Raw genomic sequence first — 19,690 nt, forward strand, 5'->3', positions numbered from 1 at the left:
GCCCGCCGCGCCCCGCGCGACGAGCCGTACCGGACAGAAAGAGAGCGGCCACCCGTCCCCCTCCCGGACGGGCCACCCCCAGAGATCAGCGCACCACCCGCAACGGCGCACGCCCCGCACCCGCAGCGGCCGGAACCGGAACCGGCGCCGGAGCAGGGGAGGGGGCCGGCCGCGGACGCGCCACCTGCTGCGTCACCTCCTGAGCCTGCTGCCGGGTCACCCGCTGCGCCTGACCCACCGCCTCGGCACACCCGCCCGAGCAGTACCCGTTGGTCACGATCAGCCGCCCCCGCGACGCCGTGTACGACTCCTTACCGGAAGCGGGCAGAACCCCCCGACACATCGGACATAAAACCGACTGGTTCCCCACGTGCTGCTCCTCTCGCGGCGCGAATAGCAGGACTTCCACCCTAAAACCACATCTCCCGCCAAGGACAGCGAATCAACACAACGTCAAAACGCCCGTCAACGCCCCCCGGAGCCCGCCACACCATCACGCCCAACCGCGAAACCCCCGCTCACCACACCCGCCCAGCCCACCCCGCCACCCTCAGAGACCGTTCGGAGAGGGCGGAAAAATCTTCCCACCCGCCGCACCCGTCCCGCCCGGCGAGGATGTGAAGCCGGGGGCGCTCGCCCGCCGGAGGGGAGCGTCCGGCCCCTCCTCACAGCGGTTACTTGACATAATGTTCATTATCAAGCAACCACGGAAGCACCGGACGGTCCGAATAATCCGCGCCCGCGCGGGCAGGCGCAGCGCATGCTCCCGCTCGACATCGCCGCCCCCAGCCTCGTCGCGCTCACCGCCGTCGTCACCGCCGGCGCCATCTGGCTGATCATCCTCGCGGTACGCCTCACCAAGAGCCCGCGCAACCGTCCCGGCGTCAGCGTCGATCTTGTCGATCAGGTGCGCGAGCTGAAAGCGCTCGGCCAGATCCAGGAAGCCGTGTTCTTCGTGCGCGGTGAGACCGGGATGAGCCAGCGCGCCGCCGCCCGCTTCGTCAACCGGCTGTGACCCCTCGCCTGCGCCGGGTCAGGCTTCGATGTCATACCGAACAGAATGGGGCTTCTGTATGGTATGGGTAGATTTCATGCTGAATGCACGTTTTTGCGGCCCGGTGGCGGCGATGCGCTGAGCCCTGCGGTTCGCCGGCCGCAGCGGTTCGCCGGCCCTCGCCGGGTGGGCGGTTTCTGGGGTGGTGACTCCTCGTCGCAGTGCTTTGACCTGTGGAAATCGGCGGGTCTGCCGAGGCGTTGCGGGTGTGCGTCTCCCCCGCTCCGTACGGCGTTCCGGTCGCGGCCGGGCTGGGCCGCTCCCCTGCTGGGTGGCAGGCTCCGCCACGCGAACGCGTGTCCCTTTTGCCCCGCATTGGGTGCTGTAGGCCGGCGAGATGTCATGTGCGGCTCCCCCGGGCCGCCTCGCGGCGGGGCGTCGCCTCTTCCCTGTGCGGCCTTCTGGATTGACATTGCTAGTTATTTCAGTCATATTTGAAATAACTAGCCAACAGTTGCGGAGCAAGCGATGGAACACGTGACCTTCAACAGTCTCGGCACCCGCTGCGCGGGTGACCTCTACCTGCCCGAGTCGAGCGCTCCGGTCCCCGGGCTGGTGCTCGGGCACAGCGGGGTGATGGTCAAAGAGGCGCTGGCGTTCTTCGCGCCGTATTTCGTCAAGGCCGGTTTCGCGGTGCTGGCCATCGACTACCGCACGGTCGGTTCCAGCGAAGGCGAGCCGCGCGGCCTGGACTACCCGGAGCGGCAGGCGGAGGACTTCCGCAGCGCTGTGTCCTACCTGCGGGCCCGTCCCGAAGTGCGGCCGGAGCGGATCGGGGTGTGGGGGGTGAGCATCGGCGGCTCGGTGGCGGTCCAGGCCGCCGTGCTGGATCGGCGCATCAAGTGCGTCGTGGTGCAGAGTCCCAGTGTGTGGAACGGGTGGCGGTACCTGGAGCGTCTCCTGGGCCGCGCCGGCGTCCACGCGTTGCGTGAGCGGCTGCAGCAGGATTGGGAGCGGCGCTACGAGGGCGGGCAGAGCGCTCGGGTGCCGCACCTGACGCTGGAGGGCGACAGTGTGAAGGACGCCCCGGACATGTCGGCGCGCCTGTTTCCCGCCTACCGCAACGAGAAGAGTCTCGACTCGGCCGAGCATCTGCTCACTTTCGCGCCGGAGAACCTCATCCACCGGCTCGCGCCGACGCCGCTGCTGATGGTCGCCAACGGTGGCTGGGATCCGTACCACATGCTCGAGGAGGCGCAGAGCGCCTTCGCCAGGGCGGGTGAGCCCAAGCGGCTGGTGGTGCTGCCCTACGACGTGCTCGGCCTCTACACCGGCCCGGGTTTGGAGGAGGCGATGGCGCTCGCGATCGACTGGTTCGACCTGCACCTGCGTAGGACACGGCTCGCGGACATCACTCCGGCGCCCTCCTACGAGTCGGTGGCCGCCATGACACAGTGAACCGGCACACGATCAACAACGGAGGACGCGACGATGAGCGGTGAGGAACAGCAGGACCGGCTGCTCCGCTGGGTGGAACGGGTGGCCGCCTTCTGCGTCGAGGAGTGGGGGCTGCCGCCCATCACGGGGCGCATCCTCGGCTGGCTCATGATCTGCGATCCGGCCGAGCAGTCCGCCGGTCAGATCGCGGACGTGATCCAGGCCAGCCGGGCCTCGCTCACCTCGAACATGCGCTTCCTCACGGCCATCGGCCTGGTCAAGAAGGTGAGAAGGCCCGGCGATCGTGTCTCCTACTACCGCATCGAGGACGACGCCTGGCAGAAGGTCATCCAGCGCAAGCTCGAAAGCCTGAGCGCGTTCGGCGAGATCGCCGACGAAGGGCTCGGCATCGCGGGCGGCGAGGGACACCGCACCGAGCGCATCAAGGCCGCCCACGACTCCCTGACGTGGCTGCAGAATCTCGCGGCCCGTCATCCGCTACGCCGTTAAGGAACCCCCATGGACCGCTGGCAACCCGAGCTCGGGCTGATTCAGGAAACGTTGCTGCTCACTCTGTACGCCAGGGCCTTGGACGCCGCCCGGCCCGGCCCGATTCTCGGTGACAGGCTCTCCGCCGATCTGGCGGGCCGTATCGACTACGACTTCGCCAAGCTGAAGGTCAAGCCCAGCCTCGTCGTCACCACGGCACTGCGCGCCAGGAAGCTCGACGGCGTCGTGCGTTCCTTCGTCGCCGCTCATCCCGGATGTGTGGTGCTGGATCTGGGCTGCGGTCTGGACACCAGGATGTTCCGTTGTGATCCCCCGCCCGGCGTCGACTGGTTCGACGTCGACTTCCCGGAAGTGGTGAGCCTGCGATCCGCGTGCCTGCCCGGACGTTCCCACCTGGTCGGAGCCGACCTCACCGGCTCCGGCTGGCTCGCGGCCATCCCCGGTGACCGGCCGGCGGTGATCGTCGCCGAGGGGCTGCTCCCCTTCATGCCCGGCGACTCCTTCCACACGATGACCCGCGCGCTGACCAGCCATTTCCCTTCTGGCGAACTCGCGCTCAACGGCTACACCCGCTTCGCCGCGTGGGCCATGAAGTACCACCCGACCATCAAGGCGCTCGGTATCAGGGCCGCCCAGGGCTTCGACGACCCCCGCGAACCCGAGTCCTGGGGCGCCGGTCTCGAACTGGTCGAGGAGCAGATCCTCACCCGCGCTCCGGAAGTGGCCCGGTTCCCGCAACCCCTGCGTACGCTGACCCGTCTCACTGCCCGCAGCACGGCTTTGTCCCGGCAAGGGGCACGCGTTCTCCGCTACCGGTTCTGAGCGCGTGCGGGCGGCGGTGGCGGGTGTCATCAGGGCGAGGAGGCGGGCGTGTGGTTGGTCGTGGCCCGGTGGGAGGGCTTAGGGTGGGGCGCCATGGCGCTGCGGCTGGTTCAGGTGAATGTCAAGGCCCGTGATGAAGTGGCGCTCGGCCGGTTCTGGGCGCAGGCGCTCGGTTACCGCATGTCGAGCGAGGGTCCCGGGGTGAGCAATCTCGAACCGGAGGGTGTCTCGTGGCCGGATCCTGACGGCTTCTATGTCGATCTGGTACGGGTGGCGGATCCCGAGGCGGTGCGGTACCGGGTGCATCTCGATCTCGCGACCGTCTCGGCGCGGCATCAGGCGGAGCTGGTGGCGCGGTTGCGGGAGCTCGGGGCGACGCCCGTGGACGTGGGTCAAGGTGAGGTGCCGTGGGTGGTGCTGGCCGACCCGGAGGGCAACGTGTTCTGTGTGCGGGAGCCGCGGGAGGGGTGTCGGGACACGGGGCCGATCGCGGCGGTGGTGGTGGGGTGTGCGGATCCGCGGGTGATGGCCGGGTTCTGGGGTGAGGCGGTCGGCTGGGTCGTGCGCGAGGTGGGTGACGATCGGGCGGTGCTGCGTTCGGGCCGGGATGTGGGGCCGTTCCTGGAGTTCGTGCGGCAGGCGCCGGGGGCGGAGCCGGTGTGGAGCCGGATTCATGTCGATCTGCTGCCGGAGGGTGGGCAGGAGCAGGCCGCGGAGGTGGCCCGGTTGCGGGCGCTGGGCGCCAGGAGCGCTGATGTGGGTCAAGGTGAGGTGCCGTGGGTGGTGCTGGCCGACCCGGAGGGCAACGAGTTCTGTGTGCTGGGGCGGGGTTCCTCCGCGCCGTTGTGATCGCGGGCTGTCAGGGGGTCAGGCCGGCGGTGATCAGCCAGATGTGCTCGCACGTCGCCGACGCGCGTTCGAGGCTGTCGCCGGGTTCCTGTGAGGCGTGGTAGAAGCTGCGTTCGATCATCCAGCACAGGGCGCGGGCCATGGCGGCGGCCTGGCCGGGGCCGGTGCCGGGCGGGACGCCCGCTTTCTGGAGGACGGCGGTGATGGCGGTGATGAACAGGTCGGCGGTGTGGCGCCACAGGTCGCCGATCTCCGGGACGGTCAGCGACAGGTCGATGGCGGTGCGCATGACGAGGCCGTGCTCGTTCCACAGTTCGACGGTGCGGCGCATGGCGGCGGTGATGGCCTGGCGCGGGTCGTCGCTCGCGGCGGTGGCGCGGGAGCGTTCCCACAGGTGCTGGACGGTCCGGGCCACGAGCGCGGTGACGACTTCCTGTTTGGAGCCGAAGTAGAAGTACAGGGCGCCGCGGGTGATGCCGGCGCCCTGGGCGATGTCGCCGACGGTCATCGCCTCGTAGCCCTTGCCGGCCAGGAGGGCTTCGCAGGTGTCGAGGATGGCGCGTTCACGCAGGTCGCCTTTGCGCTCGCCGGCGCGGCGGCCGCGCGGGGGGTGCTGGGCGGGCATCAGAGCTGGGCGCCTTCGGGGAAGTCGGTGCTGCGCGAGAGCGTCTGCCATGTACGGATGTCGTCGTCGACGGCGGTGCGGGCGGCGCCGATCAGCCGCAGCGCGTCGGAGCCCAGGACGAGGTGGGCGGGCGGGTGTTCGAGTGAGGCGATGCGGACGACGGCCTCGCCCGCCTTGGCCGGGTCGCCGAGCTGGTTGCCGCTGGCCTTGCGGCGGGCCTGGCGGATCGGGGTGAACAGTTCGTCGTAGTCGGTGATGGAGCGGCCGGCGCGGGTCATGGATCGCCCGGCCCAGTCGGTGCGGAAGCTGCCGGGCTCGATGGCGGTGACGTGGACGCCGAACGGGGCGACCTCCTTGCCGAGCGCTTCGAGGACGCCTTCGAGGGCGAACTTGCTGCCGCAGTAGGCGGACATGCCGGGCACGGCCATGAGGCCGGCCATGGAGGTGACGGCCATGAGGTGGCCGCGGCGGCGCCGGCGCATGTGGGGCAGGGCCGCCTGGAGGGTGGCCATGGCGCCGAAGACGTTGACGTCGAACTGGCGCCGGACCTCGGTCAGCGGGGTCTCTTCGAAGATGCCTTCCAGGCCGTAGCCGGCGTTGGCGATGACGACGTCGAGCGGGCCGATGGTGTGTTCGATGTCGTCGATGGTGGCAGGGACGGCGTCGCCGTCGGTGACGTCGAGGATGCGGGCGTGGGCGTGGCCGGGGTCGAGTGCTTCGAAGGCGCGCAGGTCGTCATGGGTGCGGACGGTGCCGGTGACGGTGTGGCCGGCGGTCAGGGCGGCTTGGGCGAAGGCGCGTCCGAGGCCGGTGCTGACGCCGGTGATGAGCCAGTTCTGGTGGTGCATCGCTTTCTCCGTGCGGGGTGTCGAGGGGGCTGAGCTGCTCCCCTGCGATGAAATTCTACACCATGTCGATTTTTGTCATCACAGTGCCGATTTTGGGGGTGCGGGCGCGCGACCGTACGACGTTCCTCGAGCTGCTCGTGTCCCAGCGGGTGCACACCTACCTCGCCGGGGCGCGGCCTCGGGCGGAGCTGGAACGGGAGCTGCCCGACGTGCCGGGGCGCTCGGCCGGGAGCTTCGTCGTCGAGCTCGGCGGGGAGATGATCGGGCTGGTCCAGCTCAGGTGGGCGGCCGAGCACCACAGCCCGGCCGCGGTGGGCAAGGCCGATCTCGGGTACCTGTTCCTGCCTCGGGTATGGGGTCCGGGTATGCCGGGGAGGCGTGCGGGGCGGTGCTCGGGCCGCCTTCCGGCGGGAGCGCCTTCAGGCGAGGGCGCGGCGGGTCAGGCGGGGCCGGTCAGGCCGTCGCGGAAGGCGATGGCCGCCGCCTCGGTGCGGGTGACCGCGCCCAGTTTGGCCAGGATGTGGGAGACGTGCACGCCCGCCGTGCTCGGTGAGATGTGCAGGCGGGCGGCGATCTGCCGGTTGCTCAGCCCTCCGGCGAGCAGCCTGAGGACGTCGTGCTCGCGCTCGGTGAGCCCGTCGGCGGCCTGCCTGGGGCGGGTGAGTAGGGCGATGTCGCGGGTGAGCGTCGCGGCGCCGAGGTCTGTGGCCAGCGTCGCGGCCTCGCTGAGGCGGGCCGTCGCGCCGGGCCGGTCACCGGCCTCCAGTGCGGCCCGTGCGCCGTGGTAGAGGCTCTGGGCCAGCTCGTACGGCTGGCGCAGCTCCCGGAAGGCGCGTGCGGCGTCGTCCCAGCCGTCGTCGCCGATCAGGGCGTGCAGCATGATCCGCCAGACGCGGTCGAGCCGCCCGTCCACGCCGAGCGCGGCGTCGGCAGCGGCGAGATCGGCCTGGCGCGGCGCCACCCGCTCCCGCAGCTCCTGGCCGGCACCGTGGGCGAGGCGGGCCCGCTGGACGAGCGCGCCGGCGATGAGGACCGGGCGGGCGTCGCTGCTGTAGACGCGGTACAGGGCCGGATCGGCCAGGGCCCGCTCCAGGAGCAGGTCGGCGCGCTCCGGGTCGCCCTGGGCGACGGCGAGCAGGCAGAGCAGCTGGTGGCGGGGAAACAGGCTCGCACTGCCGGAGCGCTCGGCGCAGTGCCCGGCACCGGCGTCCGCTTCGATACCGGCCGAGGCTTCTACGGCGGACGCGGCCTCGCTGGCGATGCCCGGCGCGGGTTCTGCCGTGGACGCGGCCCCGGCGTCTGTCGCGGCGTCTGTCGCGGCGCGGGCGGCGGCGGGAACGTCGCCGCGCAGCAGCGCCAGGTAGCCGGTCAGGACGAGCAGGGCGTGGCGCGACAGCGGCGGCGGATCCTCCTGGAGGCTTTCACGCAGGACGGTGTCCGCCTCCTCCCACCGGCCGGACAGGACCAGGCTGCGGCCGGCGTAACGGGCGAGTTCGGCGCCGCGGCTGCGGCCCAGCCCGTACCGGCGGGCGTGACGGATGCCGTCACGGGCCGCCTCGGCCGCGCGCGGGTGGTCGCCGGCCTTGGTGCGCAGGGTGGCCTCGTACATGGGGACGGTCATGAGCAGGTCGTGGCCGTCGAGGCGGCCGGCCAGGGTGCGGGCCTCGGCCAGCATGCCGAGGTCGCCGGTCATGGACGCGACGCCGAGCAGGCCGCGGATCGTGACGGTGGCGTCGCCGGTGAGCGCGCCGATGGCCAGCGCCTCCTCGAACGAGGCGCGGGCCCTGTCCTCCTCCGGCAACAGGCCCATGGCGAGCACGCCGAGCAACTGCCCGCGCTGGACACCGGCGGTCGCACCGGGACCGGCCGAGCCGGCGGGCAGCAGGCGCAGGGCCTGTTCCCAGTCGCTGACCCCGGTCCCGTTCAGGCGGTGGCGCAGCCTGCCACGATGCTCCAGCAGCTGCGCCGCCCGCGCCGGATCGCCGCGCCCGTCCACGGCGGCGAGGCCGGCGGTGGCGTGGCCGATGCCGCGGGCGTAGTCGCCGCTGAGCATGCACGCCTGCGCGGCGTCGGTCAGGACGTCGATCCTGTCGCGGCCCAGGGGCACGTCCGGGTCCCACAGCCGCAGGACCTGCTCCAGCATGCGGACCTGCTCCTCGTAGGCGTAGGAGGCGCGGGCCTGGTCGGCGGCGTGGCAGGCGGCGGTCAGGGCGGTGCGGTGGTCGCCGGCGGCGTGGGCGTGCGCGGCCAGTTCGGCGTGGGCGCCGGTGCCGTGCAGGGCTTCGGCGTAGCGGGCGTGCAGGCGGGCCCGCTCGCCCGGCAGGAGGTCCTCGTAGACCACGTGCCGGATGAGGGCGTGGCGGAAGTCGTAGCCGTCTCCTGCGGTGAGCAGGAGGCTGCGGTCGACGAGTTCGCGCAGCAGGGCGTCGAGTGCGGCGCCGTCCTTGCCGCTCACCCGCGCCAGCAGGCGGTGGGCGACGCGGCCTCCCGCGACGGAGGTGACGCGGAGCAGGTCGCGGGCCGGGCCGGGGAGTGTTCGGGGGCCGTACAGGAGCAGGTCGCGCAGGCTGTCGGGGGTGCGTTCGCCGGCGCGGGCCAGGGCCTCGACGAACAGGGGGTTGCCGTCGCTGCGTGCGTGGACGCGGCGTACGGCGTCCGCGGCGGGTTCGGTGCCGAGGATGGCGGCCAGCTGGCGGGCGACGTCGTGGCGGTCGAGGCGTTCCAGGCGCAGCGTGGTGGTGCGCGGGCGCCGGGAGAGTTCGGCCAGCAGGGGGCCGAGCTGCCCGTCGGCGGGGCCGGGCGGGCGGTGGGTGATCGCCAGCAGGACGCCGGGCTGGGTGAGGTTCCTGGCCAGGAAGCCGAGCAGCTCGCGGGTGGCGGCGTCGGCCCAGTGCAGGTCCTCGATGAAGACGACGAGGGGCCGGTCGGCGGCCACCCGTTCGACGAGCGTGAGGATCTCCTCGTACAGGCGGTGCTTGCCGCCTTCCGCCTCGCCCGGCTCGCCGAGCTCGGGGAACCAGCGGGCCAGTTGCCGGTAGGGGCCGGGAAGCACGCCGTCCAGGCGGATCAGGCGGCGCAGCACGGTGACGAACGGCGCGTACGGCAGGGCGTCGCTGCCGAGCTCGGCGCAGGCGCCCTCCGCCACGCGCACGCCGGGCCCGAGTGAGCGGGCGAACTCGGCGAGCAGCCGTGACTTGCCGATCCCGGCCTCCCCCGCCACCAGCGCCACCGCCGGCCCCTGCCCGACGGCGGCCTCCAGGGCCGCGGCCAGGGCGGCCGACTCCTCGCCCCGGCCGACGAACACCGGGCTGACCACGCGTTCCGCCACCACCGCGCCAGCATATAAATAGGCAGATCGCCTGATGCGCGGCGCCTGTTTACCCGGTCAGGCTGCGAGGCATGACAACGACTTACCCGCTGCGGGTCATCACCGCCGATCAGGTCGACGCGTGGGCTCGCATGGTCACCACGACGTACGGCCAGGACTGGATCGAGGGCGGTCTCAGGAACGCCGCCGTCTCCCTCGATCCGGGCCGCACGCTGGCCGCCTTCGACGGCGGGGACATCGTCGGCGGCGCGTCCGTCTACGGGCGCGTCATGACGGTCCCCGGCGCGACGGTGCCCGTCGCCGGGATCACGCTGGTGGCGGTGCTGCCGACGCACCGGCGCCGCGGCATCCTCACCGCGATGATGCGCGAGCAGCTCACCGGCCTGTACGAGTCGGGCGGCGAGCCGGTGGCGGCGCTCAACGCGGCCGAGGCGACGATCTACGGGCGGTTCGGGTACGGGGTGGCCAGCCAGGTGGCCGAGATCCGGGGGGACAAGAGGTTCATGGCGCTGCGGCCCGGCGCCGATCTCGGTGACGGGACGATCCGGTTGCTGGGCCGGCAGGAGGCGCTGCCGCTGCTGGAGAAGACCTACGACGTCGCGCGGCGGGGCGGGGCCGGGTGGGTGGACCGGACGGAGCGGTTCTGGCGGGCGCGGCTGGCCGACGGGGAGCGGGTGCGTGAGGGCGGCGGGACGGCGTTGCGTTTCGCCGTGCACACCGAGCCGGGCGGGGAGGTGAGCGGGTATGTCCTTTATCGCTCGCGGCAGAAGGTGGTGCGGGTCGTGGAGCTCGTGTCCACCACGCGGCAGGCGTACGCCGCGCTGTGGCGTTTCCTCATCGACCTCGACGCCCACACCGGCCTGAGCTACGACGGCGCGGTGGACGAGCCGTTGAAGCACCTGCTGGCCGATCCGCGCGCGGCTCACACCACGGTGGTCGACAATCTGTGGGTGCGGCTGGTGGACGTGCCGCGGGCGCTGGCGGTCCGCCGCTACTCGGCGCCGCTGGACGTGGTCGTGGAGGTGCGGGATGCGTTCTGCCCGTGGAACGCGGGCCGTTACCGGCTGCGGGCCGGTGGGGAGGCGGTCACCTGTGAACGTACGCGGGCCGCTGCCGATCTGCGGCTGACCTCTGCCGAGCTGGGCGCGGCGTACCTGGGCGGCACCACCTTGTCGTCCCTGGCGGCGGCCGGCCGGGTCGAGGAGCTGCGGCCCGGGGCGGTGGCGGCGACGTCGGCGGCCTTTCGCGGGGAGCGGGAGCCGTTCCACCCCTCGGGCGCGGCCTTCCCCGCGTTCTGACACGTCCGGACGGGAGCACGTCCGGCCGGGAGCACGTCCGGCCGGGAGCCGGAGAGGCACGGCCGCCTGTGACGGTGGCCGTGCCTCTTACGGGTGGTCAGGTCCGCGGGCGCCTCACTGGGGCATGAGGACCTTGTCGACGATGTAGACGGTGGCGTTGCTGGTCGGCACGTTGCCGCAGACGATCTTGGCGTCGTTGACGGTCAGGTCGTCGCCGGTGCCCTTGACGGTCAGCTCGCCGCCCTCGAGTGTCTTGAGCGTGGCTCCTTCCTTCAGGTCGTCGGGTCCGAGCTTGCCTTCGACGACGTGGTAGGACAGGGCCTTGGTCAGGATGGTCTTGTCGGCCATGATCTTGTCGCGGGTGTCCTTCGGGATGGCCTCGAAGGCGGCGTTGTCGGGTGCGAAGACGGTGATGTCCTGGGCGGAGTTGAGCTTCTCCTCCAGGCCGGCCTGCTTGATCGCCTCCGACAGCATGGACAGGTCCGTGACCTTCGACAGGGCGGTGGCGACGGGCTGGTCGGCGCTGCCGGTGAGGCTCTCCTCCAGCGGGGCGCAGCCGGGGCCGGACGGGCTCGCGGTGGCGCCGGGTGTGCTCTCCCCCGGTGTCGTCTCGCCCGGGGCGGGTTCCTCGGTCGCCGTCTCCTCGGGCGCGGTCTCCTCAGGTGAGGTCTCTTCGGGTGAGGTCTCTTCGGGTGAGGTCTCGGTCTCTCCCGGCATGGTGGTGGTCTCGCCCGGCACCGGTGAGCCTTCCGGCTCTGGGGTGAGGGCGGAGGCGGCCGTGGTCCCGGCGGTGGCGGTGGTCAGCGCCAGTGCCGCTGCGAGAAGCACTCGTTTCACTGGTGTCCCCCGAATCTTTCGAGCCGGCGGGCGGGCCCGCTGCGGCTCCGATCGACGCAGAACTCATCGTGCGAGTGCTTCCAGTGTCCGTGCTGGCAGGAGAAGCCCAAGTACGGTGCCCGCTATGAGGCGACAAAGTAGGTAATGGTCGGTTAATGCGCGGACGGGGATCGCCGTTCAAACCCCCTTCCGGCGGCCTTCTTCGCGGCCCGCCACAGACGTCCGGCGGCCAGGCCCGCGGGACGAGGCGGCCTGGCCGGGCAGGCGGCGCCGGGTTAGGATACGACTGTATCCATACCAGGGACGAGGCCCCGACGCGTGCTCCCGACCGGCCGTCCGCCTTCTCCTCCGGCTCCGCCCGCGACCGCTACCACGCCGTCTACGACGGGTCCGCGCCGAGCTGCGGCCGGCGCCGGCGGGAAACGCGCTGAGCCGGCACGGCTCCGTCGGCGCCTGGACCGCGGTGTGGGCCGCGGTGAGCCGGCCGCGCGGCCGGCCCGCGTCGCGCCGTCGTGGCGGGTGGAGATCGTGCCCGGCACGGGGCACTCGCCGCCCGTCGAGGCTCCGGGCCTGATCGCCGAGCGGATCCTCGCCTTTCCCGTCCGGTACGGTGACGCCGCGACGCGGCACGAGACGCCGTGAGAGACGCCGTGAGAGGCACGGTAGGAAGGGGACGGGCATGCCCCGGCAGGTGGATCACGAGGCGCGGCGGCGCCGGCTGGCCGTGGCGCTGCTGCGCCTCGCCGGCACCCGCGGCCTGCGGGCGGTGTCGATGCGGGAGATCGCCGCCGAGGCCGGGGTGTCGCTGCGGGTCGTGCAGTACTACTTCGCCGGCAAACAGGCCCTGCTCGAATCCGGGCTCGCCGAGCTGGGCGCCCGCATGGACCGCCGGCTCAGGCAGCGCCTCGCCGCCGCGGGCGAGCTGACGGCTCGGGGCGTGCTGGCCGCCGTCCTGGCCGCGATCGTGCCCTGCGACGAGGACAGCCGCCTGGACTCCACGGCCTGGACCGCCTACTTCACCGCCGCGCTCACCGACCCGGCGCTCGCCGCGGCCGGGCTGGCCCTGCCCGGCGCGCTGGAGAACGTCCTCACCGCACGGCTGGCCGACGCGCAGCGGGCCGGGCAGATCCCGCCGGGCCGTGACCCGCGTACCGAGGTCGCCGCCCTGCTGGCCCTGGCCAACGGCCTGACCTCCAGTGTCCTCAGCGGGCAGCGCGATCACCGGGCCGCCATGGAGATCGTCGCCTACCAGCTCGACCACCTGTTCGGCCCCGAGCCGTCGTCCTGACCGGGAGCGGCGGTCACGCTGGGCGACGAGGTGCGGGCGGATCGTGGCGCGGGCGGGGTGTCGTTGAGGGGGCGGGGGTTTGGATCGCGGTTGGGCGGGGTTGTTCCAAGGCCCTGACGGCGACTCCTTCCCTGGTCGTGACCTGTGAAGATGCGCCGCGGGGCGATGCTGGGGGTGTGCCGGGGCACGCCGCATCGCCGGGGTGACGAAGCGGGCGGGTCTCCGGCGCGGGTGGTGCGCTCCTCAAGGGGGCGTGTCATCGCTGGGGGCCCGGGCAGCTCCCCCGCCCGGGCTCCTTCGGCGGGGCCTCTCACGGTGGAGTCCCTGACGGTGGAGTCCCTTCGCGGGCCCGCCGGCGCGCTCCTTTCGGCGGGGTCTCTGGCGACCGGCGGGTCCGGCCCCGCGCGGGCCGGGGTTTTCGGCCGCGGGACGGCCGGGGCACGTGCGGAGGCCGCACCCACCCTGTGGGATTTTTCCGACAAAGTGGGTCATTTGGGTCCGCGTGGTGCGGTTTTTTGCGGTGAATCGTCACGAGCAGTAGAGGATTCGTGTCAGCATCGATGGCATGTATGGGTCATATGGGATTGCCGTAAATGGGTGTGACCGGTGGGACCACCGGCTGTCCGCCCGGTAGTCCCCGCCCCGGTGCCACTGCTCCCCCTGCCTGGAAAGAAGTCCCGCGTTGCGTATCTTGCTGCTCTGCTCCTCCTTCAACGGCCTGACCCAGCGTGCCTGGCTGGAGTTGCGCCGGGCCGGTCATGACGTGAGCGTCGAGCTGGCCGTCTCGCAGGAGGCGATGGTGGAGGCGGCCGAGCTGGCCAAGCCGGACCTGATCATCTGCCCGTTCCTGAAGGAGCGGGTGCCGGACGGGTTGTGGCGGGCCTACCGTACGGTGATCATCCACCCGGGGCCTCCCGGGGACCGGGGGCCCTCCTCGCTGGACTGGGCGATCGCGGACGCCGAGCCGGAGTGGGGGGTCACGGCGCTGCAGGCGGTGGAGGAGATGGACGCGGGCCCGATCTGGGGGTTCCGCACGTTCCCGATGCCGGCCGAGCCGCCGCGCAAGTCGGCGCTGTACAACGGGCCGGTGGCCGACGCCGCGGTGGAACTGGTGGCCGAGGTGGCGGCCAAGGCGAGCGAGGCCTCGTTCGTGCCGGAACCGCTGGACTACCGCTCCCCCGACGTGCGCGGGCGGCTGCGGCGGGCGATGCGGCACTCCGACCGGGAGTTCGCCTGGGAGGAGCCGACGCAGGACATCGTGCGCCGGGTGCGGGCGGCCGACGGCGCGCCGGGCGGGCGGGCGCGGCTGTGCGACCTGCCGGTACGGGTGTTCGACGTCTACCGCGGGCCCGAGCTGGAGGGCACGCCCGGTCAGGTGGCGGCGCGGCGTGAGGGCGCGGTGCTCGTGCACACCGGCGACGGCACGGTGTGGGTCGGCCACCTGAGGCTGGAGAAGGAGGGCGCGATCAAGCTGCCGGCGGCGATGGCGCTGGGCGAGCTAGTGGCGCAGGTGCCGAAGCGGTCGGGCTACAGCGAGATCACCTACGACCGCAGCGAGGGCGTCGGCGTGGTCAGCTTCGACTTCTACAACGGGGCCATGTCGACCGATCAGTGCCGGCGGCTGGCCTCGGCGCTGCGCTACGCGGTGGCGCAAGACACGCGGGTGCTGGTGGTGCGCGGCGGGGAGGTGTTCAGCAACGGCATCCACCTGAACGTGATCGACGCGGCCCGCCATCCGGAGCTGGAGGCGTGGATGAACATCAACGCCATCAACGCGGTGTGCCGGGAGATCGCGGCGTGCACGACGCAGCTGGTGGTGGCCTCGATCGGGGGCAACGCGGGCGCCGGCGGGGTGATGATGGGGCTGGGCGCCGACCGGGTGATCATCCGCGAGTCGGTGGTGCTGAACCCGCACTACCGCACGATGGGGTTGTTCGGGTCGGAGCTGTGGACGTACACGCTGCCGCGCCGGGTGGGCGCCGAGCGGGCGCGCCGGCTGACCCAGGACGCGCTGCCGATCGGGGCGGCCGAGGCGGTGGAGTGCGGGCTGGCCGACCGGGCGCTCAGCGGGTCGCGGCTGGACTTCGAGCGGCGGGTGCTGGAGTACGCCGAGCGGCTGGCCGCCGATCCGGGTTATGATCGGTTGCTGGCCGGCCGGCGGTCGGTGCGCGAGGTCGACGAGCGCCGCAAGCCGCTCGACGCCTACCGCGCCGAGGAGCTGGCCGAGATGAGCCGCGACATGTTCGACGACCGCAGCGGGTTCCGTGAGGCCCGGCGGGCGTTCGTGCACAAGGTGAAGGCGCAGGCGACGCCGGAGCATCTGGCGCGTCATCGGGAGTTGTCCGGCGCGTCGGCCCCCAGCGACACCGGGGCATCTCATATGTGAGATATGGTCTGCTGTTGTGGCAGATGATTACCTTGTGCGGATCGGGCGGCTGATCCGGGACGCGCGCCAGCATCGCGGATGGACACAGCTGCAGCTGGCCGACGCGCTGGCGACGAGTCAGAGCGCCGTCAACCGGATCGAGCGCGGCAACCAGAACATCAGTCTTGAGATGATCGCCCGTATCGGCGAGGCGCTCGACAGCGAGATCGTCTCGCTCGGCTACGCCGGGCCGATGCATCTGCGGGTGGTGGGCGGGCGCCGGCTGTCGGGCAGCATCGACGTCAAGACGTCCAAGAACGCGTGCGTGGCGCTGCTGTGCGCGTCGCTGCTCAACTCCGGCCGTACGATCTTGCGGAAGGTCGCCCGGATCGAGGAGGTCTACCGCATCCTGGAGGTGCTCGCCTCGATCGGGGTGCGGGCGCGGTGGATCAACGAGGGCAGCGACCTGGAGATCGTGCCTCCGGCCCGGCTGGAGCTGGAGGCGATGGACACCGAGGCGGCCCGGCGCACCAGGAGCGTGATCATGTTCCTGGGGCCGCTGATGCACCGCACCGAGCAGTTCCAGATCCCCTACGCGGGCGGCTGTGACCTCGGCACCCGTACCGTGCAGCCGCACATGTCGGCGCTGCGCCACTTCGGGCTCGACATCACCGCGACCGGGGGCTTCTACCACGCGCGGGTCGACCGCGGCGCGGCGCCGGCCCGGCCGATCGTGCTGACCGAGCGCGGCGACACCGTCACCGAGAACGCGCTGCTGGCCGCGGCCCGCCACGACGGGGTGACGGTCATCCGCAACGCCTCCTCCAACTACATGGTCCAGGACCTGTGCTTCTTCCTGGAGCAGCTCGGCGTGCGGGTCGAGGGCATCGGCACCACGACGCTGACGGTGCACGGGCTGGCCTCCATCGAGCGCGACGTCGACTACTCGCCGTCGGAGGACCCGGTCGAGGCGATGAGCCTGCTGGCCGCCGCGGTGGTGACCTCCTCGGAGCTGACGATCTGCCGGGTGCCGGTGGAGTTCCTGGAGATCGAGCTCGCGGTGCTGGAGGAGATGGGGCTCGACCACGACCGGGGGCGCGAATACCCGGCGGCCAACGGCCGTACCCGGCTGGTCGACCTGACGGTGCGGCCCTCGAAGCTCATCTCCCCCATCGACAAGATCCACCCCATGCCGTTCCCCGGCCTGAACATCGACAACGTGCCCTTCTTCGCCGCCATCGCCGCCTCGGCGCAAGGCTCGACGCTGATCCACGACTGGGTCTACGACAACCGGGCCATCTACCTGACCGAGCTGACCCGGCTCGGCGCGTCGGTCAAGCTGCTGGACCCGCACCGGGTGCTGGTGGAGGGGCCGACGCGCTGGCGCAGCGCGGAGATGATGTGCCCGCCGGCGCTGCGGCCGGCCGTGGTGGTGCTGCTGGCCATGATGGCGGCCGAGGGCACCTCGGTGCTGCGCAACGTCTACGTCATCAACCGCGGTTACGAGGACCTGGCCGAACGGCTGAACGCGCTGGGCGCCAGGATCGAGACCTTCCGCGACATCTGACTTCCGGCGGCACAAAACCGCTACCGGAATCGTCGGTAGTGCTCCGGTCTTCAGGCCGGGGGTGAAGCCGACCGTCCCGCACAGCGGGGCAAGGACAGCCGGTTCGCCGCCAGGCGGACCGGCTGTCCTTGCCGCTCAGACCGGCCGGTTCTGCTGCTCGATGTACTGGTGCAGGACACTGATGGGAGCGCCGTCTACCGACCCGGCGAAGTAGGAGCCCGACCACAGCTTGTTCGCCCGGTAGTAGTGGGCGGCCAGTTCGGGGAACTCCTGGCGCATCCGCCGCGAGGACACCCCTTTCAACGAGTTGACGAGCTTGGACACGGCGATCTTGGGTGGGAAGTTCACCAGCAGGTGGACGTGATTGCTCTCGCCGTTGAACTCACGTAGTTCGGTCTCGAAGTCGGCGCACACATCCCCCATGATCTCTTCCAGCCGTGTCAAATGCTCGCCGTCGAAGACCCGGTGGCGGAATTTGGTCACGAAAACCAAGTGAGCGTGCAGGACGAAAACGCAGTGCCTACCGGTCCTGATATCGCTGTACTCGGCCATAAACCAACAGTAGGGTGATCGTGTGCAGCTGCGTTTCAGCTTCCGCCTCGACCCGGCACCGGGCCAGCGAATCGAGCTCGCCAAGGCGTTCGGTTGCACGCGTGTCGTGTTCAACGACGCTCTGCGGCTACGTAACGCCGCACATGAGGCCGGCCTGCCGTTCGTCACCGACGCCGACCCGTCCCGCCAGGTCATCACCGAGGCGAAGAAGCGTCCCGACCGCGTGTGGCTGGGCGAGGTGTCGGCGGTGGTGCTCCAGCAGGCGCCGGCCGACTGCATGAGGGCGTTCGGCAACTTCTTCGCCTCGTTGTCGGGCAAACGGAAAGGTCAGAAGCTGGGCGCTCCCCGGTTCCGGTCCCGCAAGGACAACCGGCAGATGATCCGGTTCACCCGCAACTCCCGATTCTCGATCACGCCGGGCGCAAAGCCGCGCCTGCCGAAGATCGGAGACGTGGCGGTGCGCTGGTCGCGGGAGCTGCCCTCCGAGCCGTCCAGCGTGAGCGTGATCAAGGATGCGGCGGGCCGCTATCTCGCGTCTTTTGTCGTGGAGGCCAGCGCCTCACCCCTGCCGGAAAGCGGGATCGAGAGCGGGATCGACCTGGGTCTTGGACGCTTCGCCGCCCTGTCGGACGGGCGGAAGATCGATTCGCCCCGGTTCCTGCGCCGGGCGGAGAGGAAACCCAAGCGGGCGCAGCAAGCCCTGTCCCGTAAGGAGAAAGGTTCCAAGAAGCGGGCCAAGGCCCCGCTTGTGGTCGTCCGGCGGCACGCCAGGGTCGCCGGCACGCGCCGCGAGTTCCACCACCGGCTCTCCACCCAGATCATCCGCGAGAACCAAGCGGTGTACCTGGAAGGCCTGGCGGTCAAGGGCTTGGCGCGCACCCGGCTGGCCGGGAGCGTGCATGATGCGGGCTGGTCGTCGTTCGTGGCCATGCTGGAGTGCAAGGCGCGCCTGTACGGCAGGACCTTCGTCAAGGTCGGCCGCTGGTTCCCAAGTAGCAGGCTGTGCTCGGTATGCGAAGCGGTACGGCAGGACATACCCCTGTCGGTGCGGGAGTGGACCTGCTCCCGCGGCGCGACCCACGACCGGGACATCAACGCCGCGCTCGATATCCTCGCCACCGGACGGGCGGAGAGGCAAAACGCCTGTGGAGGGCCGGTAAGACCGGGCGCGAGCCCGGCACGGCCCGTCGAAGCAGGAAGCCAAGGAAGTGCCGCCGCGTGAACGACAGCGGCACAGGCCAGAATCGTCGGGCTTCAGCCCAGCGAGCGCGTCAACGTCGTCCTTGGATCTTCGTGACGCGAGGAGAAGGGGGTTGCCGGTGCGGCCTGCGGAGCTCGACCGGTTGACGGTGGCGGAGGCGGCGGACCGCTATGTGGAGCTGGTGCGGGCCAGGACGCTGACGGGGGCGCTGTCGCCCGCCACGGCCGAGGTCTACGCGCGTGACGTCGGCACGCTGGTGGAGCTGGCCGGGGCCGACGTCGTGCTGGACGACCTGACCGGCGCCGACGTGGACGCGATCCTGCTGGCCTTCGCCCGCAAACCCGACGGCCGCACCACGGCTGGCCGATCGGCGAGTGGCACCGCTGCCAAAGGGGTGGGACCGGGGCAGTCGCCGTCGTCGCAGGCACGCTTCCGGCGCTCGATCTCCGCGCTGTTCAAACACGCCGCCCTGGCCGGATGGGTGCAGCTCAACCCGATGACCCGCTCGGCCGTGACCGCCAAGGAACGCGGCGGGCTACGGCCGGAACGCCGGGCCCTGACCCGCGAGCAGGCCCAGGGCCTGATCGGGGCCGCCCGCGAACTCCCCCAGGCCCAGACCGGCCAGAACAAACGCCGCGACCAGCGCACGGAGCTGCGCGACGCGGTGATCGTGCTGCTGCTGACCACCGTCGGGCCACGCGTGTCGGAGCTGGTGCGCGCCAACGTCGAAGACTTCTTCACCAACGACGGCGTCCGCTACTGGCGCATCTTCGGCAAGGGCGGCCGCACCCGCGACGTGCCGCTGCCCGGCGACGTGGCCCTGGTGCTGCAGGAATACCTGGCGCGCGGGCGGCCGGACGGGCAGGACAAGGCGCTGCTGCTGTCCTGGCGCGGCCGGCGCCTGGCCCGCGGCGACGTCCAGGCCGTGATCGACCGCGTGCAGCGGCGGGTGGACCCCGATCAGCGGCGCACGGTCACCCCCCACGGCCTGCGCCACACCACCGCCACCCATCTGCTGGCCGACGCCGTCGACATGGACGCGGTACGGCGGGTGCTCGGCCACAGCGACCTGTCCACGCTCGGCCGCTACCGCGACGACCTGCCGGGCGAGCTGGAGGTCGCCATGCGCACCCACCCCCTGCTCCGCGACCGCCCGCCCACCTGATCGC

At 71.6% G+C, this 19,690-nt stretch carries 17 protein-coding genes; 12 read left to right on the plus strand and 5 right to left on the minus strand.

Annotation, left to right across the window (positions count from 1 at the left end; genetic code table 11):
* Positions 1–760: 760 nt before the first annotated feature.
* The 5 genes from ABFX54_RS05775 to ABFX54_RS05795 all read left to right on the plus strand — a co-directional run bounded on the left by ABFX54_RS05775 (position 761) and on the right by ABFX54_RS05795 (position 4,612).
* A complete protein-coding gene (locus ABFX54_RS05775; protein WP_346102009.1) occupies positions 761–1,015 on the plus strand; it encodes a hypothetical protein in 255 nt (84 codons plus the stop codon).
* A gap of 507 nt (positions 1,016–1,522) precedes the next feature.
* The gene (locus ABFX54_RS05780) at positions 1,523–2,452 is read left to right on the plus strand and encodes an alpha/beta hydrolase (RefSeq protein WP_346102011.1); all 930 of its coding nucleotides are present in this window, start codon (positions 1,523–1,525) and stop codon (positions 2,450–2,452) included.
* A 33-nt stretch (positions 2,453–2,485) separates the two neighbouring features.
* On the plus strand, positions 2,486–2,941 hold the full coding sequence (locus ABFX54_RS05785) for a GbsR/MarR family transcriptional regulator (protein ID WP_346102012.1): 456 nt from the start codon (positions 2,486–2,488) through the stop codon (positions 2,939–2,941).
* 9 nt (positions 2,942–2,950) lie between these two features.
* Positions 2,951–3,763 (plus strand): class I SAM-dependent methyltransferase, encoded by an 813-nt coding sequence (locus tag ABFX54_RS05790; protein WP_346102014.1) that lies wholly within the window; start codon positions 2,951–2,953, stop codon positions 3,761–3,763.
* 93 nt (positions 3,764–3,856) lie between these two features.
* Positions 3,857–4,612, plus strand: coding sequence for a VOC family protein (locus ABFX54_RS05795; protein WP_346102056.1), 756 nt, complete (start codon positions 3,857–3,859; stop codon positions 4,610–4,612).
* Positions 4,613–4,622: 10 nt separating this feature from the next.
* Here ABFX54_RS05795 and ABFX54_RS05800 read toward each other — a convergent pair whose 3' ends face one another.
* From ABFX54_RS05800 to ABFX54_RS05810, 3 genes are all read right to left on the minus strand, one after another.
* On the minus strand, positions 4,623–5,237 hold the full coding sequence (locus tag ABFX54_RS05800; protein ID WP_346102016.1) for a TetR/AcrR family transcriptional regulator: 615 nt from the start codon (positions 5,235–5,237) through the stop codon (positions 4,623–4,625).
* Positions 5,237–6,085, minus strand: a complete 849-nt coding sequence (locus ABFX54_RS05805) for an oxidoreductase (protein WP_346102017.1) — start codon at positions 6,083–6,085, stop codon at positions 5,237–5,239. The genes ABFX54_RS05800 and ABFX54_RS05805 overlap by 1 nt, the downstream gene beginning before the upstream one ends.
* 439 nt (positions 6,086–6,524) lie before the next feature.
* Positions 6,525–9,416: a helix-turn-helix transcriptional regulator gene (locus ABFX54_RS05810; RefSeq protein ID WP_346102018.1), complete on the minus strand. Its 2,892-nt coding sequence runs from the start codon at positions 9,414–9,416 to the stop codon at positions 6,525–6,527.
* 68 nt (positions 9,417–9,484) lie between these two features.
* Between ABFX54_RS05810 and ABFX54_RS05815 the strand changes: the two genes are divergently transcribed.
* Positions 9,485–10,711, plus strand: a complete 1,227-nt coding sequence (locus ABFX54_RS05815; RefSeq protein WP_346102020.1) for a GNAT family N-acetyltransferase — start codon at positions 9,485–9,487, stop codon at positions 10,709–10,711.
* 114 nt (positions 10,712–10,825) lie between these two features.
* On the opposite strand, the gene ABFX54_RS05820 is transcribed toward ABFX54_RS05815, so the two are convergent.
* On the minus strand, positions 10,826–11,548 hold the full coding sequence (locus ABFX54_RS05820; protein WP_346102021.1) for a fasciclin domain-containing protein: 723 nt from the start codon (positions 11,546–11,548) through the stop codon (positions 10,826–10,828).
* A 465-nt stretch (positions 11,549–12,013) separates the two neighbouring features.
* Between ABFX54_RS05820 and ABFX54_RS05825 the strand changes: the two genes are divergently transcribed.
* The 4 genes from ABFX54_RS05825 (at position 12,014) to ABFX54_RS05840 (ending at position 16,768) form a co-directional block, all read left to right on the plus strand.
* The gene (locus ABFX54_RS05825) at positions 12,014–12,190 is read left to right on the plus strand and encodes an alpha/beta fold hydrolase (protein ID WP_346102023.1); all 177 of its coding nucleotides are present in this window, start codon (positions 12,014–12,016) and stop codon (positions 12,188–12,190) included.
* A gap of 37 nt (positions 12,191–12,227) precedes the next feature.
* Positions 12,228–12,836: a TetR/AcrR family transcriptional regulator gene (locus ABFX54_RS05830; RefSeq protein ID WP_346102025.1), complete on the plus strand. Its 609-nt coding sequence runs from the start codon at positions 12,228–12,230 to the stop codon at positions 12,834–12,836.
* Between the two features lie 682 nt (positions 12,837–13,518).
* Positions 13,519–15,222 carry an enoyl-CoA hydratase-related protein gene (locus ABFX54_RS05835; protein WP_346102027.1) on the plus strand — a complete coding sequence of 568 codons (1,704 nt, stop codon included), beginning with the start codon at positions 13,519–13,521 and terminating at the stop codon, positions 15,220–15,222.
* Positions 15,223–15,238: 16 nt separating this feature from the next.
* On the plus strand, positions 15,239–16,768 hold the full coding sequence (locus ABFX54_RS05840; protein ID WP_346102029.1) for a helix-turn-helix domain-containing protein: 1,530 nt from the start codon (positions 15,239–15,241) through the stop codon (positions 16,766–16,768).
* A 135-nt stretch (positions 16,769–16,903) separates the two neighbouring features.
* Here the strand turns inward: ABFX54_RS05840 and tnpA are convergent, their stop codons facing one another.
* The gene (gene tnpA / locus ABFX54_RS05845; RefSeq protein ID WP_346102030.1) at positions 16,904–17,320 is read right to left on the minus strand and encodes an IS200/IS605 family transposase; all 417 of its coding nucleotides are present in this window, start codon (positions 17,318–17,320) and stop codon (positions 16,904–16,906) included.
* A gap of 22 nt (positions 17,321–17,342) precedes the next feature.
* On the opposite strand from tnpA, the gene ABFX54_RS05850 reads away from it, so the two are divergent.
* Complete coding sequence (locus ABFX54_RS05850) at positions 17,343–18,542, plus strand: RNA-guided endonuclease InsQ/TnpB family protein (RefSeq protein WP_346102032.1); 1,200 nt, start codon at positions 17,343–17,345, stop codon at positions 18,540–18,542.
* A gap of 97 nt (positions 18,543–18,639) precedes the next feature.
* Complete coding sequence (locus tag ABFX54_RS05855) at positions 18,640–19,686, plus strand: tyrosine-type recombinase/integrase (protein ID WP_346102033.1); 1,047 nt, start codon at positions 18,640–18,642, stop codon at positions 19,684–19,686.
* Positions 19,687–19,690: the final 4 nt, after the last annotated feature.

It is taken from the genome of Nonomuraea maheshkhaliensis (genome assembly GCF_039529435.1).
Lineage (GTDB): Bacteria > Actinomycetota > Actinomycetes > Streptosporangiales > Streptosporangiaceae > Nonomuraea > Nonomuraea maheshkhaliensis.

Excerpts from the sequence above, each read along its gene's own strand:
- ABFX54_RS05785 (WP_346102012.1), top strand. The coding sequence starts at position 2,486 with ATGAGCGGTGAGGAACAGCAGGACCGGCTGCTCCGCTGGGTGGAACGG.
- ABFX54_RS05795 (WP_346102056.1), top strand. The coding sequence starts at position 3,857 with ATGGCGCTGCGGCTGGTTCAGGTGAATGTCAAGGCCCGTGATGAAGTG.
- ABFX54_RS05815 (WP_346102020.1), top strand. The coding sequence starts at position 9,485 with ATGACAACGACTTACCCGCTGCGGGTCATCACCGCCGATCAGGTCGAC.
- ABFX54_RS05830 (WP_346102025.1), top strand. The coding sequence starts at position 12,228 with ATGCCCCGGCAGGTGGATCACGAGGCGCGGCGGCGCCGGCTGGCCGTG.
- ABFX54_RS05805 (WP_346102017.1), bottom strand. The coding sequence starts at position 6,085 with ATGCACCACCAGAACTGGCTCATCACCGGCGTCAGCACCGGCCTCGGA.
- ABFX54_RS05780 (WP_346102011.1), top strand. The coding sequence starts at position 1,523 with ATGGAACACGTGACCTTCAACAGTCTCGGCACCCGCTGCGCGGGTGAC.
- tnpA (WP_346102030.1), bottom strand. The coding sequence starts at position 17,320 with ATGGCCGAGTACAGCGATATCAGGACCGGTAGGCACTGCGTTTTCGTC.
- ABFX54_RS05800 (WP_346102016.1), bottom strand. The coding sequence starts at position 5,237 with ATGCCCGCCCAGCACCCCCCGCGCGGCCGCCGCGCCGGCGAGCGCAAA.
- ABFX54_RS05775 (WP_346102009.1), top strand. The coding sequence starts at position 761 with ATGCTCCCGCTCGACATCGCCGCCCCCAGCCTCGTCGCGCTCACCGCC.
- ABFX54_RS05790 (WP_346102014.1), top strand. The coding sequence starts at position 2,951 with ATGGACCGCTGGCAACCCGAGCTCGGGCTGATTCAGGAAACGTTGCTG.